This is a genomic window from Pleionea sp. WD8-19 (assembly GCF_055326765.1).
In genome coordinates, this window is sequence record NZ_JBUZOU010000004.1 from 152843 (window position 1) to 170841 (window position 17999).

11 protein-coding genes are annotated in these 17999 nt (G+C 45.2%); 8 read left to right on the plus strand and 3 right to left on the minus strand.

Annotated features, from left to right (window positions below; genetic code table 11):
• Positions 1-144 precede the first annotated feature (144 nt).
• The 8 genes from glmU to ACTUJY_RS06630 all read left to right on the plus strand — a co-directional run bounded on the left by glmU (position 145) and on the right by ACTUJY_RS06630 (position 11103).
• Positions 145-1509 carry a bifunctional UDP-N-acetylglucosamine diphosphorylase/glucosamine-1-phosphate N-acetyltransferase GlmU gene (glmU, locus tag ACTUJY_RS06595; RefSeq protein WP_463615274.1) on the plus strand — a complete coding sequence of 455 codons (1365 nt, stop codon included), beginning with the start codon at positions 145-147 and terminating at the stop codon, positions 1507-1509.
• Positions 1510-1534: 25 nt separating this feature from the next.
• Positions 1535-3364 carry a glutamine--fructose-6-phosphate transaminase (isomerizing) gene (glmS, locus tag ACTUJY_RS06600; RefSeq protein WP_463615275.1) on the plus strand — a complete coding sequence of 610 codons (1830 nt, stop codon included), beginning with the start codon at positions 1535-1537 and terminating at the stop codon, positions 3362-3364.
• A 3-nt stretch (positions 3365-3367) separates the two neighbouring features.
• Positions 3368-3973 (plus strand): thiol:disulfide interchange protein DsbA/DsbL, encoded by a 606-nt coding sequence (locus ACTUJY_RS06605; protein ID WP_463615276.1) that lies wholly within the window; start codon positions 3368-3370, stop codon positions 3971-3973.
• A gap of 141 nt (positions 3974-4114) precedes the next feature.
• Positions 4115-4882 (plus strand): DUF2884 family protein, encoded by a 768-nt coding sequence (locus ACTUJY_RS06610; RefSeq protein WP_463615277.1) that lies wholly within the window; start codon positions 4115-4117, stop codon positions 4880-4882.
• A gap of 100 nt (positions 4883-4982) precedes the next feature.
• On the plus strand, positions 4983-5894 hold the full coding sequence (locus ACTUJY_RS06615; RefSeq protein ID WP_463615278.1) for a lysophospholipid acyltransferase family protein: 912 nt from the start codon (positions 4983-4985) through the stop codon (positions 5892-5894).
• Entirely contained in the window at positions 5891-6766 is an 876-nt protein-coding gene (locus ACTUJY_RS06620) for a lysophospholipid acyltransferase family protein (protein WP_463615279.1), read from the plus strand. The genes ACTUJY_RS06615 and ACTUJY_RS06620 overlap by 4 nt, the downstream gene beginning before the upstream one ends.
• A 359-nt stretch (positions 6767-7125) precedes the next feature.
• A complete protein-coding gene (locus tag ACTUJY_RS06625; protein ID WP_463615280.1) occupies positions 7126-7515 on the plus strand; it encodes a hypothetical protein in 390 nt (129 codons plus the stop codon).
• A gap of 3 nt (positions 7516-7518) precedes the next feature.
• The gene (locus ACTUJY_RS06630) at positions 7519-11103 is read left to right on the plus strand and encodes a hypothetical protein (RefSeq protein ID WP_463615281.1); all 3585 of its coding nucleotides are present in this window, start codon (positions 7519-7521) and stop codon (positions 11101-11103) included.
• A gap of 93 nt (positions 11104-11196) precedes the next feature.
• Here ACTUJY_RS06630 and ACTUJY_RS06635 read toward each other — a convergent pair whose 3' ends face one another.
• From ACTUJY_RS06635 to trkA, 3 genes are all read right to left on the minus strand, one after another.
• Positions 11197-14658 carry a M36 family metallopeptidase gene (locus ACTUJY_RS06635; protein WP_463615282.1) on the minus strand — a complete coding sequence of 1154 codons (3462 nt, stop codon included), beginning with the start codon at positions 14656-14658 and terminating at the stop codon, positions 11197-11199.
• A 244-nt stretch (positions 14659-14902) separates the two neighbouring features.
• Positions 14903-16351: a TrkH family potassium uptake protein gene (locus tag ACTUJY_RS06640; protein WP_463615283.1), complete on the minus strand. Its 1449-nt coding sequence runs from the start codon at positions 16349-16351 to the stop codon at positions 14903-14905.
• A gap of 110 nt (positions 16352-16461) precedes the next feature.
• Positions 16462-17835: a Trk system potassium transporter TrkA gene (gene trkA / locus ACTUJY_RS06645; RefSeq protein WP_463615284.1), complete on the minus strand. Its 1374-nt coding sequence runs from the start codon at positions 17833-17835 to the stop codon at positions 16462-16464.
• Between the last annotated feature and the right edge of the window lie 164 nt (positions 17836-17999).

Sequence of the window (17999 nt, forward strand, 5' to 3'; positions counted from 1 at the left end):
CTACCCATCACAGTCCATTTTAAGGGAGGCTCGCCTCCCTTTTTTGCTTTGGTGAGTCCTGCCTATTCCAATTAGTGGGTATATCAGGCAAGATTACTCATTGCTAAATTGGCATGAATATTAAGCGTTAAACAGGGAATCATAATGGGGTTAAGCGTTATTATCCTGGCTGCGGGTCAAGGCACTCGCATGCGTTCATCTCTACCTAAAGTTTTGCATCCTATTGCTGGCAAACCTATGTTGCAGCACGTGATTGATACCAGCAAAAGCATGCGAGCGGATCGCATTTTTGTGGTTTACGGCCACGGTGGTGATAAGGTTAAGCAGGCAATTGACGATCCGTCGATCACTTGGGTTGAGCAGAGTGAGCAATTGGGCACTGGTCATGCTGTGGATCAGGTCAGCCCTCATTTGAATGCTGAAGATGACGTGTTAATTCTTTATGGTGATGTTCCACTGATCCATCAGGATACGCTATTTGAACTGAAAAGCATTCGTGAGCCAAACGGTATTTCTCTCCTTACGGTTACCCTCAATGATCCAACCGGTTACGGTCGGATCATGCGTAACGAACAAGAACAAGTGATAGGTATCGTCGAACAAAAAGACGCTAACGTTGAACAGTTGGCGATTAACGAAGTCAATACGGGAATTTTGTCAGCCAATGGCGGTCAGTTAAGGGACTGGTTGTCTAGACTGGGTAACAACAACGCCCAGGGCGAATATTATTTAACGGACGTAATAGGTTTTGCTGCAAAGGATGGTCAATCGATAGTTACCGCTTCTCCTCACAACTCGAATGAAGTGGAAGGCGTGAATAACCGGCTACAATTGGCGGCGCTTGAGCGGGCATATCAGTTACAATGTGCCGAAGATTTGTTGGCTGGCGGAGTAACTTTAATCGATCCTAATCGATTCGATATTCGAGGCAAATTAACGGTAGATCCCGATGTAACCATCGACGTCAATGTCATCATTGAGGGCCAGGTTACGATCCGCAGTGGCGCGTATATTGGCGCCAACTGTATTTTAAAAGACTGTGAAATTGGCGCCGACTCCTGGATAAAGCCCAACAGCATTGTTGAAGAAAGTCAGGTGGGCGAAGCCTGTACGGTTGGTCCTTTTGCTCGGTTAAGGCCGGGAACTCAGTTAAAAAATGATGCTCATATCGGCAATTTTGTTGAGGTGAAAAAGTCGGTCATCGGAAATGGAAGTAAAGCCAATCACCTCGCTTATATCGGTGACGCTGAAATTGGTGATGCTGTGAATGTGGGTGCTGGTACCATCACCTGTAATTACGACGGTGCGAACAAGCACAAAACCATTATTGAAGATAACGCCTTTATAGGTAGTGATACCCAACTGGTCGCGCCCGTTACTGTAGGCCGTGGTGCTACGATTGGCGCAGGTAGTACTATTACTCGCGATGTCAGTGCGGGTGCCTTGTGTATATCACGAGTGAAACAAAAAGAAGTTGCCGACTGGCAACGTCCGGTTAAAACCAAGTAACAGAGATCTATTGGAGTAAATCAACATGTGTGGAATCGTGGGAGCCGTGGCTCAAAGGGATGTGGTCGAAATCTTGATTGAAGGACTTCGCCGTTTGGAATATCGCGGTTATGACTCTGCCGGCGTTGCCGTTTTAAACAACAATGAAGTTCAACGAATTCGACGTTTGGGTAAGGTGAAAGAACTGTCGGATGCAATCGAAATATCACCGGTACCGGGCAGTACGGGTATTGCTCATACTCGTTGGGCAACCCATGGTGAACCGAGCGAAGTTAATGCTCACCCCCATGTTTCTGGTAGTGATATAGCGGTTGTTCACAATGGCATTATCGAAAATCACGAATCGCTACGTGAACAATTAAAATCCAAAGGCTATCAGTTTGTCAGTGCAACCGATACTGAGGTAATTGCTCACCTGGTTGCTGAAGAATACAAAACCATAAAAGATTTATTAGCCGCGGTGCAAAGCGCCGTTAAGCAACTTGAAGGTGCCTATGGTGCCGTCATCATGCATCGCGAGCTGCCAGATCAACTAATCGTCGCGCGCTCTGGCAGTCCTCTGGTTGTCGGTCGTGGCATTGGAGAAATGTTTGTTGCTTCCGACCAGCTGGCCTTGCTTCCGGTTACTCGTCAATTTCTTTATTTGGAAGAAGGTGAAGTGGCTCGTGTTTCTCGTACATCGCTGGAAATTTTTGATCAAAACGATCAACCCGTTATTCGGGAATTCGAAGAGTCTGCCATTCAACACGATGCGGGTGATAAAGGCCCCTATCGTCATTACATGTTGAAAGAAATTTACGAACAACCCGATGCCGTCAGCAATACACTGGAAGGCAGAGTTCGAAACGGCAGCATCAGCAGTGAAATTTTCGGTGTGAATGCCAAAGAAATATTCCAAAAGTTAGAAGCCGTTCAAATTGTTGCTTGCGGTACGTCGTATCACGCTGCCATGGTAGCTAAATATTGGTGTGAATCATTAGCCAATGTACCGTGTCAGGTGGAAATTGCCAGCGAATACCGCTACCGCAAAAGCTTTACTCCAAATAACGCACTGTTTATCAGTATTTCTCAGTCTGGAGAAACCGCTGATACCTTGGCTGCGTTGCGTTTAGCAAAAGAAAAAGGCTTTATGTCATCGTTGACCATTTGTAATGTACCAGGTTCTTCATTAGTACGTGAATCGGATCTGGCCTTTATGACGCGCGCAGGTGCGGAAATTGGCGTTGCGAGCACTAAAGCATTTACCACGCAATTAGCAAGTTTGCTGATGCTGGTGACCTGCATCGCCAAAGAAAAAGGCATGCCCGACCAACAATTGCAAGCGTTAGTTGCTTCTATCGAAGCAATTCCTAGAGAGATTAGAGAGTGTTTGGCGCACGATGAAGCGATTTCACAGTTAGCCGAAGATTTCTCAGAAAAACATCACAGCTTGTTTTTAGGTCGTGGTGATCAGTACCCTATTGCGATGGAAGGGGCTTTGAAACTGAAAGAAATTTCATACATTCACGCTGAAGCGTATGCGGCGGGCGAATTGAAACACGGTCCTTTAGCGTTGATTGATCATGAAATGCCAATCGTGGTTGTGGCTCCGCAAAACGAACTTTTGGAAAAATTAAAGTCTAACATGGAAGAAGTTCGAGCGCGCGGTGGTCAACTCTATGTTTTCGCCGACTCCAACGCTTCATTTAAAGAAGAAGATGGCGTAAAGTTGGTTCCAATTGCTTCTCAGCATATAGTTACTGCACCTATTATTTTTACCATCCCGCTGCAATTATTAAGCTACCACGTCGCCGTGATCAAAGGCACCGATGTGGATCAGCCACGAAATCTCGCGAAATCTGTCACTGTGGAGTAACGCATGCAAGGCATAAAACAAATATTTACTTCTTTTTTTCTGCTGGTTGTTTTTTCCATTTCGGCTCAGGCTATTGAGCTGGAAGAAGGTGTTCATTACGATGTCGTCACGGCGAAAAAGAGCGACAAAAAGGTTGTATCCAACTATTTTAATTACGGCTGTCCGGGTTGCTTTAAATCTGAGCCATTGGCCAAATCCATTGCCAGCGCCTTGCCAGAAGGCGCCAGCTTTAACCATGTACCTTTTGAAAACCACGCAGGATGGCGCATTTATGTAGAGGCTTTCTATATTGCCGAAATGTTGAACCTTGGCGATGAGGCGCACGATGTCATTTTCCATCAAGTTCATGTTGAAAAAAAAGCAATTGCCAACAAAGCACAATTGAAAGAGCTTTTTGTAAAAATGGGCGCCGACGCCAAAAAGTTTGATCAGGCGGCCAATTCTTTTCAACTTGACTCTAAAATGCGCCTGGCCAAAAAGAAAGCGATTGCACATAAAGTGTTATCAACTCCAACGTATGTAGTTAATGATCACTATCGCGTTAATACTCGTGCTTTTAGAACCAATGAGGATTTAATTGCCGGCATTCTCGATTTAATTCAGCGCTAACGCTATACCTAATCCTCCTCTTATTGAGGAGGATTAACATTCTGTAACACCCCGCCGTAACTTTCTTCAATTCGATTAAAACTAATTTGTCATTCTGTTCGACCAAGTGGTTGAAACCGAGTATTTGGAGGGAGTTTCTTTATGAGTTATTTGAATCGTTATTTTTTGGCTTCACTTATCGTAGTAGCATCAACTTTTGCTAAAGCTGATACTAGTGGCTGTGATTTTGACATTCCGTACGACATTAATATTGATCATCGTGTGATTGAAATTAATGATGACGCAATTGAAGTCATTAAAATTGACCAAGACAATCAACTGTTTATCCGTGGCGAAAAACAATCGCTCAATACGTCGCAACAACGCCTTGTGAATGAGCTGGGCGATCGTTATCGCGCATTGGTGCCTGCAATCGCAGGCATCGTGGGTGAAGCCGCTGAAATAGGCATCAAAGCTGCGGCGCTTACACTCCATTCTCTTTTCATTGACGACCCTAAGTTTGTCGACACATTGTTGGTAAAACTTGAAGGTATCAGTGAAAAAATTAAATTGAAGGTTAATGAACAACATTTCGGTGGAAAAGCATTCAATAAAAATGGAATCGATCCGTTAATTGAACAAGAAATTGAAAGTGTTGTAGAGGAAGCCATCTCCAAAGCCAGTTTTAAAACCATTTTTAACGCCATTGGACAGGTATTAAGCGGTGATGAAGAAGAAATCAGGGATCTGGAGTTTCGTATGGAAATGTTTAGTAAAGACCTGGAAGCAACGATTGAAGCTGAAGCTGACAGTCTTGAACTGGAAGCTGAGCAGTTGTGCAGACAGTTGAAACAATTGGATAAAACAGAAACTCAATTACAACTGCAGATGGCCCGTTTTAGCAATATCAATATTATTCGAATGGAGTAACCGATTAAAGACGAAATAAGCTGGTTTGTGCTGCTCTTGCAATAAATTGTTTATAATAAACGACTGGTGCACTGATTAGTAAGAACACACTCCGTCGTATATGACTGAAAAAAAAGAACGTTCACAACCATTAAAAGCCCGCATATTAACCGGATTAATTCGGCTTATCTCTTGGCTGCCCTTTCCACTTGTACGTGGAATAGGTGCAGTGTTCGGGTTGCTTACCTCTATGGTGGAATCGCGCTCGTTGCAGGTGGCACGTATCAATATTCAAAAGTGTTTTCCCGAACTGAACCCAACGGATCAGGTAAAGCTGTTACGCCGGAGCTGTATCCATTCCGGTATGGTCTTTTTTGAATCTTGTTGGATCTGGTTGCGGGGTAAAAACGATATAAAGCGGCGAGTACACAGTGTTGACGGATTCGAGTTGGTCGAAACAGCTCTGGGAAAGGGTAAAGGGGTTATTTTAACCGGTCCGCATCTTGGAAATTGGGAAGCGCTATTAGCCTGGGGTGGGATGACTCTGCCCTCTTCTTGTATGTATCGTACGCCTAAAATTGTTGAGCTGGATCCTTTGATTCGCAAGGCTCGACAAAAATCGGGAGTCGAATTAATTGTTGGCGAACGCAGCAGCGTAAGGCAAATGTTGAAAACGTTGAAGTCAGGCCATTGTTTTATGTTGCTTTCGGATCAAAATCCAGCAAAAAACAGTGGTGTGTTTGCCCCTTTTTTTCACTACCCTGCCTACACAATGGTGTTAATACAACGACTGATAGAAAAGACTGGCGCGGAACTACTATTCTTTCACGCAGAGCGCGACCGCGACGGCTTTACGATAAAAATACGTCAATTCCCCATCGACAGAAATGAACACGATCCTGTGGCGTTTGCTACACAGTTAAATTTAGGCTTAGCGGAGCAAATTCGCAGCTGCCCAGAGCAATTCGAATGGACTTATCGACGTTATCGCCCGCAACCAGAAGGTGATGGCCCGGTTTATGAAAACCTATGAAAGGAATACTTCAAACTTGTGTAGCGCTTTTTAGTGTTTTACCACTCACTGTAAATCGCTGGTTTGGTCGCCAAATTGGCAAGATTATTTACTACACGAAATCACGTCACTGCCGAACCATTATTCGCAATTTGGAGCATTGCTTTCCTACGATGCCTGAGATTCAGCGAAAGGACATTTGTTATCAAAGCTGTTTGATGTCGGGTATGGTGATCACTGAATCTATCTGGCTTTGGCGACGATCTATTGAAGACATAGCAAAGACGATAGAAGCCGTCAACGGCAAAGAGCTCATGGATGACGCCATGGCTACTGGTCACGGTGTATTATTAACTGGGCCCCACTGTGGTAGTTGGGAACTGATCACTTTCTGGTGCGGGTTGCATTACGACACGGCGGCCATGTATCGCAATGTAAAAATTGATTACCTAGAACAACTGATCCGAAAAGGGCGTGAAAAAACCGGCGCTAGAATGATCAGTGGTGAGCGCAAAAATGCTCGGGCAATTTTACATCATTTAAAACAAGGTAAAGTGTTTATTGTCCTCTCGGATCAGGAACCTGAAAAAGGCAGCGGAGTCTATGCGGGCTTTTTTGGTCGCCCCGCTTATACCATGACTTTGCCACAAAAGCTGGCACAAAAAACATCCGCTAAAATTTTGCTGTTTATTGTCGAGCGAACAAAAAAAGGTTTTATAGTCAATATTCGAGAACCGAAATCCCTGGACTGTATGCAAGAGTCCGTCTATTTCGCTGAGTCGCTCAATGGCAATATCGAAACGATCATTAAAGCAAATATGGCGCAGTTTCAATGGGGTTACAAGCGGTTCCGATCCCCTCCCGATGGCGATTACGATTTCTATCCGGAATAAGGCCAATTAACAATAAATATTCGCTGAAAAGAGATATCGGTCATTGTAAAAACTCGACGGACCAAGTTTTAAAAAAGTCTAACACTTTCCGTACCGAGTTAATCAAATCTAGGTTCTTTACTTAGCTTTATCGACTCCGCTCCACAAAATTACTCGAGCAGTGATCGATTTTATTATGTGAATATTCACAAACTTTTCGCTTATTTGTGTTATTTCCACGAAAGTTTTTAAAATAGTTAATATTCACTTTAGCTATTTCGCGAATTCTCGATAAGTTCACAAAATCAAATACTGAATTTGAAAGATAATTAACCTACGTTACGTTTATTAAGTTTTAGTTTATGCACGCCAAGCATTGTATGAATCAACACGTTATTACCTGGGTTGCTTTTATTCTTTTACTCACCGCTTGCAGCCAGGAACCGGTAGCATCCGAAAAAATACCGAACATTCCAATTAACAATCTTCTTCAAACGACAAATAACGCCATAACTTTAAACGTTTCGCAAAAAGTGATCATTAACGATGGTGAACAAGAAAAGTGGCGGGTCATGTTAGGGCGCATCGATGCCAAATCTGCACATATAGAAATCACTTCCGATAAAGTTCAGCAATGGCTTTATTTTAAACAACCGGGAACTTACCCGTTAACACTTGAGTCTGTGAGCGGCACTTCCTCAGGCGAGCCCAATATACTTCGTCATCAAATATTGGTGACGGTTCAGAACACTCAACCATCAGGTAACTAAATCATGCAAACCAAGCAAAAATACCTTGCTTCCGCCTTGGTCGCTACTTTACCTCTCAGTTATTTTGCTCATCAGCAAAGCTACACCGAGCAATGCGGCTATGTGCTTGATAGCACTCAATTTGAATTGATCAGCACTATTGATGAAGAAACTCAGTCGCGACTGCGCAGAGAACGTTCAGTCGATGCCGCTGACATCTGTGGTATGCCAACTGAATTGTTGGCTAAGTCATTACGACGATTGGAGCAGCCTAAACCGGATCATCCGGGTGAAGCCATTAGCTTCCGTTACCAACAACAGATAAGTGAAGACGGTCAGTTGAACTCAAAAAACTGGCGTCAGGCTCGAGAACAAGTAAAACAGGCTTTGTTGCGTAAAAAGCTGGACGCAGGAATTGACTCGAACAATTGGGAGTCGATAGGACCGGGAAATATCGGCGGTCGCATACGTTCGTTGGCGTTCGATCCAGACAACAATCAACGCATTTACGCTGGTGCGGTAGCTGGCGGTGTTTGGTTGACCGAAAATGGGGGGCAGTCTTGGGCGCCCACCGACGACTTTATGGCGAACCTTTCGGTCAGCACCCTCATTGTCGACCCGAACAACAGTAACGTACTTTACGCGGGTACCGGGGAAGGTACTTTCAATTCGGACCAAGTGCGTGGTTTGGGAATTTTTAAATCGACGGATAAAGGTGAAACTTGGACTCAGTTGGCCTCAACCAATGATGACTTTGATTTTTATTGGGTAAATCGGCTAACCATGATGCCCGATTCCAGTCGATTGGTTGCGGGTACGCATACCGGTATATGGGTCTCTGACAATGGCGGCGTCGATTGGTCACAAGCGTACAATGGAAGAATTTTCGATGTCGATGCCCACCCTACCAATTCGAATCTTTTGGTTGCGGGTGGCCGTGGTGTTGCCCTTTACTCAACCGATGGTGGTGACTCTTGGCAAGCGGCCAGTGGTTTGGTTGCGGGTGAAGGTCGAATAGAAATTGCGTATTCTCGAGGTACACCTTCTGTTGTTTACGCTTCCGTAAACATTAACAGTGGTGAAGTATGGAAGAGTACCGATGGTGGTCAAACGTTTGCTCGGGTGAATACCGGGGAAAACTACCTTGGAAGGCAAGGTTGGTACGATAACGCGCTTTGGGTCGACCCCACCAATAGCGATCACATTATTGTTGGCGGTATTGATCTCTGGCGCAGTACCAATGGCGGCGTAACGCTCAATAAAATCAGTACTTGGTGGGCGGCACCTAACTCAGCTCATGCCGATCACCATTTTATCATCGAGCACCCGGATTATGATGGTGATACGAATCGACAGGTATTTTTTGCCAACGATGGCGGTGTGTATACCGCACCGGACATAACTGTTGCTGAGCACAACCAAGGTTGGCAAGAGCTGAATAATCAACTGGCCATAACCCAGTTTTATGGTATGGGCGTTGCTCCCGATGGCACGGTCGTCGGGGGGACACAGGATAACGGTACGCTGGTTTATAAGGGTGACAGTGAAGGTTGGACCGATACATTTGGTGGTGATGGTGGCTGGTCGGCAGCGGATCCCACCGATTCGGATTACTTGTACGGCGAATACGTTTACCTTCGGATCCACCGCAGTACTAATGGCGGTATTTACAGTGATTACATTTACGATGATCGGATGGACGACAACGCCAATTTTATCGCGCCTTTTATTCTTGATCCGAATAATCCGAATCGATTATTAGGCGGCTCGGACGAGTTATGGGTTAGCGATAATGCTAAGGCTAGCGATCCCAGTTGGCGATCGATCAAAGCACCCATTGCTTCAGGTTCGCGTATCAGTGCAATTGCTGTTGCGCCTGGGAACAGTAATATTATCTACGTGGGGTACAATGACAGCAGCCTTTATAAAACCAGCAATGGTACCGATGCGAACCCGATTTGGGATGATGTGAGCGGGGTATTACCACAACGTTATTTAATGCGGATAGCGATTGATCCGAATGATAACGAGGTCGTTTATGCCTCTTTTGGTGGGTATAACTCGGGTAATCTTTGGAAGTCAGTTGACGGTGGAGCTTCGTGGGAAAACCACTCGACCAATTTACCGCCAGCGCCGATCAGAACCATTGCGATAAAGCCCAATGAAACTCATTTTGTGTATGTGGGAACCGAAGTGGGGATCTTTTCCAGTGAAAATGCTGGTGAAAGCTGGAGTTTGGAAAACGATGGTCCAGCCAATGTGTCTGTCGATGAATTGGTGTGGGGTGATCACGACACGCTTTACGCCGCAACGCATGGCCGTGGTATTTTCCGAATTGTTGTCAGCGGTCTGTCTTTCGACCAATTAACCGACGTACAACTCTCAACGGAACAAATCAGTAACACGCAAACCATCGCGGGGCTCAGTGGTGCAACTAACCTATCAATTTCCGGGGGCGAATACTCTCTTGGTTGTGATGGCAACTTTACCAGTGACAGCACGACCGTAAACAACGACGACACGATTTGTTTACGGCACACCAGCGCCGATGATTATTGGACACAAGTCATTACATCATTGACCATTGGTGGTCGCAGCTACGAGTTTCGATCGCGAACCATTCCAGATACAACGCCCGATGCCGTATCGTTTGATCCCGTTAGCGACGTTGCGCGAGGCAGTCAACAAACTTCCAACAGTGTGACCATCTCGGGTATTACGCAAAGTGCAAATATTTCGGTCGCAAATGGCGAATATTCCATTAACTGTAATTCAAACGGATTTACGGCTGCATCCGGAAGCATCCATCTGGGTCAATCGCTTTGTTTGCGTCACACGGCTTCCAATGAGCATTTTGATGAAGTGACAACCACAGTGACGGTCGGTGAAAGCAGTTTTGAATTTACATCAACCACTTTACCTGACACCACACCAGATAACTTCAGTTTTAATACCATTAACGATGTGTTGATTGAGTCTGAGCAAATTTCTTCGAGCGTTACGGTGAGTGGTATTCAGGTTTCTGTACCGATTTCTGTGGTTAACGGCGAGTACGCACTCAATTGCAACAGCAATAACTTTACTTCTGCCAGTGGAGAAATTGCGCCCAATCAAAGTGTTTGTGTTAAACACACCGCGTCTTCTGATTATTTAACGGATACGGTTACAACATTAAATGTTAATGGTGTGGAAGGTTCTTTTGTTTCGACCACCAGTGCCGATAAAACGCCCGATGATTTCAGCTTTACAGCCATCGAAGACGTGGAAGTCAATACTCCGCAAGTGTCGAATGCGGTAACCATTAACGGCCTCGGTATTGCGGTCGACATTTCGGTGAGTGGCGGCGAGTATAGTATTGGCTGTACGGATATCTTTACGAACGCAATTGGAACCATCACAAATGGTGAAAGTGTGTGTGTGCGACACACGAGTTCTGAGAGTTTTTCGACAGTTACTGAAACCACCGTTAATGTTGGGCGTGGTAGTGCAACTTTTCAGTCTACGACAAAAACGGCACCACCCAGTGATTCTGGCGGCGGGAGTACGAGTATAATCTGGTTACTACTTGGGTTTTCATGGATGATTCGAAACCGCATGGATAAACAGTAAAGCGATGTGTGAAAACGCCAGATTACTATCTGGCGTTTCTATTTTTAGCCCAGTCGTTGCAGAAAATTAAGGCTTCATTCCAAAACGAACGGTTTAGAGTAATGAAATGCTCCCGGTACTGGGATCGACCTCAAACTCCAGTATATTGCTATCGAAAAGTGATTCATTCTGCGCTTGAGCTTCTAACTCCGAAGCATCATTAGGATCAGTGACGACTTGATCGATAACAATATGGAATTGGGTTGGACCATTCGCCCAACCGACCACACGCAGTGTGTAAGTCTGGCCCGGTGTTACCGTACTACCGACTTGTTCATTCGGGCCTAAGTTGCCGGATGTGGATAACACCTGTCCTTCTTCGTTCAATAATTTAAAATCCAAATCAGGATAAGCGCCGCCAATTTCAGGATCGGCAGAAAGTGTTGCGATCACCTGTTTGGCACTATCCAGTGCAGTAAAGTGAACGTCAACATAGTCAACACCGTCGACGAGTTCTAAATCGGTGGTGCCGACTACGACCAAACCACTGCGTCTTTCATAGGCGTGATACACCACTTCTCTATCAGCTCCCGGCGAGGTATCGATCGGTGACTGTTGACCATTGGCCGCAATAGCTTGACCTTCAAGTGCAGCATTAACCCGAGCTTTAAATGTGAAAAGTTGAGCGTTAGGATTATTAAAACTTAAACGACGAGCGGAAGACGGCTCACCTTGCGCCATGGAATCTGTGTAGACAAACAACGCAGGATCTTGGTCGTTACCGACGCCCTCATTGTCCGCGTTAGCGACCGTAACATTGGGATCGCTGATCGAGTAAATTTCAAAGTGAACGGGCCCGTAAATAATTTCGTTGCTGGCGTTTTCTAAGACTTGGTTAAAACTCATCAATCCGTTATCCAGTGAAATATCACTGATACGCGTTTGAATATGTGCCGAGACGTTGCTTGGGTTTAAGACCGTCTTCGCGGTTCCCGATAAATCGGAAAATCCAATTTGTCCGTTGGCATTCACGGAAAAAGCACGCACTATGTATTGATAGTCTAACTCAGATAACCCTTGGCCACTTCCTCGCCCGTATCCTTGTCCGTGGTCAATAAACTCGTTTGCACCATCGACGACAAACTCTACGTGTGTGTAACCGTTAAAGCGTTGGTCGCCGTCGATGTACTCTCTTCCTGTTACCCCTTCGAATAAACGCGCAGGACTGTTCCCTTTTCGCTTCAGAATTTGATAACCCAATGCTTGCGGAACCGGCTGCCAACGGATTGTTATCGAGTCGGTTCCGGTGATATCGGCAATAACGGACTGTGGCGTTTCGGGCCCCGGTTGGTTGGCTGTAAAATCACTCACTGCGGTTGAAATCATTTGAACACCGCCTAAAGGCGCTTCGGCATTTTTACCCAGCTCACGAGCCGCAAACACTCTTTCTATTAACGCATGATGCTGCCCTTTTGAATTTAGGTCGACAGGGTTTTCAGGATAAAGAATGGCATCGGCAAGCAATACGGCATCTCGTGCTTTAACAAACGTGTCGGGTGAAACCGTGCCTAATACGTACATAGAACCAAGGAAAATTCGCTCCCAGGTTTCTTTTCCACGACTCGTCGGATCGGTCGGTTCTCCGGTTACGGCGTCGGGGCGATGAAACTCTAACTGCGGATATTGCACGAGCATAATTTCGCGCAGATCCCACATGGCTCCGGCATAAATTTCGCCGTCGCGATGAACTTCGAATGTGTTATCTCGTGTTCCCAGCTGCGAATAACGCAATTGACTTTGCCCACTGCGTATAAATTCGAAAGAGTCGGGATCGACGTTATTTTCAACCAAGTATTCACGTAATTTACAGGCATTGACCGGATACGTTCCCAAGTCCGGTGTTTCGCCGATCGTGTACGCCCATAAGTCGGCTTGCCCTTCATTCAAAGCTCCGCCTTCGGGTGAACCTTCAAATCCAGCAATGGGCGTAATGGTGGCGTGAGTGCCTTCATGAATCGGTACACTGAAATCAATGGCCAAATTATTCAATAAATACCCATGGCCGTAAAATGTTGGATTCACTACCACCTCCTGGCCGTTAACGGTTTCCGACAATGGGATAGCAAATGCGTTATCCAGTCCCATCAATTTCGCAAGAAACTCCGGGTCATTGACATCTTGTGGTGGCGATAAAACGTTAGGAATATGAACGACACCTAACAGAGGCGCTGCTTCATTTGGGTATTGATTGGGAAAGTCACCCGAACCAATACCACGACTGTGAACTGCATCGCCGTCTTTATGCAGATAGTCCAAATATTCCAATAGATTAGTGATGTAAATAAATTGACTTATTCCATCGAAATGTTCAGCCGGCTCTGCGAGGTGATCGCGCTCATTTGGTCGCGCTTCTATGGGTTGTGAATCTTTTTCAAAATAATAAGTTCCGGCTGCAGCTTGTGCGAAAGGAAGTTTCGTTGGCAATGCATTTTCAATTAATGCGTGTTTTCCTGATAACGAACCTTCAACGCCTGAAACTCGATTGGATTCGTCAAATTTCCGCAATTTGATTCGTTTTAATCCGAGTGGTCGCCCCGTTTCTCCACCATTAGCATCGACAATGGCACAGTCGTTTTGCAACGACGAGGTAATCGGTGGAAAGGTTGGAAAGTAATCAGCAAACTGATCCGTTGGACTGGATTCTTCGGCTGTGCGTACCATATTTTCTCGGTGTATTATATTACCAGAGTTTGCGTCGACCAGCGTTTTGAATACACCGAATGGGTTTGTTGAAAACTGATAAAACTGCCAGGCCAGTTGTGCGTCTGCTCCCTTGGAAAGGTAAGTCAATTTTGGCTGAGGAGTTGCGAAATATCCCAACTTTTCGCGAACTAAGTCAAAAGAAGGTTGCAGCACTGCGAGTGCTTCAGGTGAGAGTGTTCTTTGATAGGAAGAAAGACTCTGAGTTGCAATGTGAATAGCTTGTTGCGGGGTTATCTGAGCGTTGTCTGTCCACCTATCTGTTTTAACGTAAGGTCCAAAAACGGCTCGAATTTGGCTATTATTATCGATGAACATGCCAATGCCACGTTCATGTATTGCTATTCCGTTTGCCAGCTGATCAAATCGTAATAGATGACCACCCATCGCTTCTCGGCTCTGTTGTTGATTTAATTGTAACTGTTGAGAGCTTATACCTTCAAATAATTCGGGATGATCATCGATGAATTTCAAAGCACCGGTAATCGGATCTTGGGTGCTCAATGCCACTGCAATACCGGTAAGTGAATTTAACGTACCGGTGTGTTTATTGAACCGATATTCGGCAGTGGGTTGCGTTAATTTGAGTTTATCTATGCCAATTTGCTGACTCTGAGTCATTGAAAGCAAGGGCATAGTATGTAATTGATTTGAATTTATGTTTGGTACGCTGACAACGTCGGGATTGATCAATCTATCGATGTGTAACTGATGTAGAGCGGAATGATTTTGTAAACGTTCATTGGGTTGAGCGACGCTGGCAATTGGCAAAGACAGTGCCACTGCTATAGCAGAATGCAATAGTTTTGACTTCATGAGTTTTGTCCTTCACAGGTAGGTTTTTATGGTTTTTGTACGCGTCCATCTTGCGTGAAAAGTAAGGATCTAAAAAGAGTGGAATCCCTTGGTGAGTATGGGGGTTTTCCCTTATGAGAAGAGTGGAGTGCTATTGTTAAATGGTCGTTTAACTCGCATTGACGGATACCTTTCTGTTCTTCAAATTAACTGCAGTCGTTAACGGGAATTTTGCTGATATGTATTGGTGAACACGCTGACTTGCTTATCGACGCCAAAAAGCCGGAGTAAATAACACCAGTAAAGTAAATATTTCCAGACGACCAAACAGCATAGCCAAACACAGAAGCCATTTTGCCAGGTCGGAAATATTCGCATAGTTTGCGGCTACATCGCCTAAACCAGGACCCAGGTTATTCATGCAAGCGGCGATGGCGGAAAATGCAGTGACTTGGTCCATACCATCGGCGATTAAAATCAGCATCATAATCACAAAAAGAGCCACATAGGCGGCAAAAAATCCCCATACTGCATCGGACACTTTTTCAGGTAAAATTTGCTTGCCCAGCTTTACCCGGAATACCGCATTGGGATGAATCAGTTTTTGTATTTCCCTCATCCCTTGTTTGAACAACAACAAAAAACGGACGACTTTGATTCCACCGCCTGTTGAACCGGCGCAGCCGCCAACAAAACTTAAAAAGATTAACAGTAATGGGATCATACCGGGCCAATTAGCAAAATCGCTGCTAGCGAAACCGGTAGTGGTGCCAATGGAAATGGTGTGAAAGATGGCTTTATAAATGGAATCTTTAAAATTAAAGTGTTGAGAAGCAAACAAGCCAATAAAACAAATAATAGCAACCGCGATCATCAATGTAATATAAGCACGAAACTCCGGATCACGACTGTAAGGCTCAATACTCAATTGTCGATAGGCAACAAAATGCAGCGAAAAATTGACGCCAGCAATCAGCATAAACACGCTGCATATCAATTCAATGTTACTGTTATTAAACCAACCGATGCTTAAATCGTGAGTGGAAAAACCGCCAATGGCGACGGTGGAAAAACTATGAGCGATGGCATCGAATGGGGTCATACCGGCTAACCAATAGCTCAGTGCGCAGGAAATCGTCAGTCCCAAATAAATAAACCAGAGTGCTTTTGCTGTACCAGCAATTCGAGGTGTCAACTTGGCGTCTTTTACCGGCCCTGGTGTTTCGGCTCGATAAAGCTGCATACCTCCGATCCCAAGCATTGGTAATATTGCTACCGCTAAAACGATGATGCCCATACCACCAAGCCATTGCAATTGTTGCCGATAATACAAAATGGAACGCGGAAGATGATCCAATCCTTGGATGACCGTTGCACCCGTTGTCGTTAACCCAGAAAAAGATTCGAATACGGCGTCGGCAAGATGAATATTCTCAATTTTTGCGAGATAGAGTGGAATGGCTCCAAACAAGCTAAGAACCGTCCAAAACATGACGACTACAAGAAAGCCATCGCGAGTTTTCAGTTCTGCTCGAGCGTTTCGGTTTCGCCAAAATAAAGTTAATCCGGTAATAAGGCTGAGCAATAATGCCATAACAAAATTAGAACCCGCTCCATCGCGATAAAAAATGGAAACCGCGATTGGAGGTAACATGGTTGAGCTGAAGATCATCAGCAAAATACCAAGAATTCTAATAACGACTTTGCGTTGCATTGATTAAGTTATGTCTCTTTTTACGATTTTTTTATTTAAGGCGAATGTAAAAACTTCGTGTTTGCTCTAATTTGTTTAATCAAAACGTGTCAAAAATTAAAGCAATCAACTTAGAAAAACGCGAAGTCCACCTGGAACAATTGCTCTACATCATTCACGTGTTTTTTATCGACTAAAAACAGGATCACATGGTCGTTCGATTGGATCACAATATTGTCGTGTGCGATCAGCACTTGATCGTCTCGCACAATAGCCCCAATGGTGGTACCCGGTGGCAAACTAATTTCTCCTATGGCGCGCCCGACGACTCGCGAGGTTTGCTCGTCGCCGTGCGCGACCGCTTCCAGAGCCTCAGCAGCACCGCGTCGCAAGGAGTAAACGTTGGTGACATCACCGCGACGAATATGAGTCAATAAGCTTCCAATCGTCGCTTGTTGAGGTGATATGGCTATGTCGATTTCGTGCCCTTGCATTAAATCCACATAAGCGGTACGGCTAATCAAAACCATGGTTTTTCGCGCACCCATGCGCTTGGCCAAAATGGCCGATAATATATTGACTTCGTCGTTGTTGGTCACGGCGATAAACACATCAATGTCTTCGATGTTTTCATCGGACAGCATGTCTTGATTTGAGGCGTCGCCTTGCAAAATTAACGTGTCGTCTAACTCTTCTGAAATGGTTTGCGCGCGCCGTGCATTGTGTTCGATCAATTTGACCTGGTAGTCTTTTTCCAATTGCTTTGCTAAGCCGAGACCAACGTTTCCGCCGCCAGCAATCATGATACGCTGATAGGGCTTTTCAAGCCGTTGAAGTTCGCCCATTACGTGTCGAATATGGTGGCGTGCTGCCAAAAAGAAGACTTCATCATCGGCTTCAATGACTGTATCACCCGTCGGCATGATCGCCTGCCCTTGTCTGAAAATCGCGGCTACGCGAGTGTCGATAGTGGGCATATGATCTTTCAGGGCCGACAATGCATTACCGACCAACGGGCCACCATAATAGGCTTTTACCGCAACTAAACGCACCAAGCCTTCGGCGAAATCCATCACTTGCAGAGCACCAGGATTTTCGATCAAACGAAAGATGGACTGCACCACCAGTTGTTCTGGGCTTATCACCACATCCACCGGGATCGAATCCGACTGGAATAATTCAAACTCATCGAGGTAGCTGGGTGCGCGCACACGCGCGATTTTTCGCGGGGTATGGAATAACGAAAAAGCCACCTGACAAGCGATCATATTGGTTTCATCGGAGTTGGTGACGGCAATCAGCATATCGGCGTCGTCGGCACCGGCCTGACGTAATATATGTGGGTATGAGCCACAGCCCACTACGGTACGTAAGTCGAGGTGATCTTGAAGTTCACGCAGGCGTTTGGCGTTGGTATCCACCAAGGTGATGTCGTTGTCTTCACCTGCGAGATTAACGGCTAAGGTGCCGCCTACCTGCCCCGCGCCGAGAATGATGATTTTCATTGTTGTGACAAAGAGTTACGAGAATTTTAATTGCATTATGCGCCATTCACGATGATTTTCCAGTAAAAAAGCCCGGATCATTCAATACGGTTGTTTATTCAGTATTTTCGTGGTTATGATAGTCGGAAAAATAAACAATAATTTTTCTGGTTAAATATGGACGA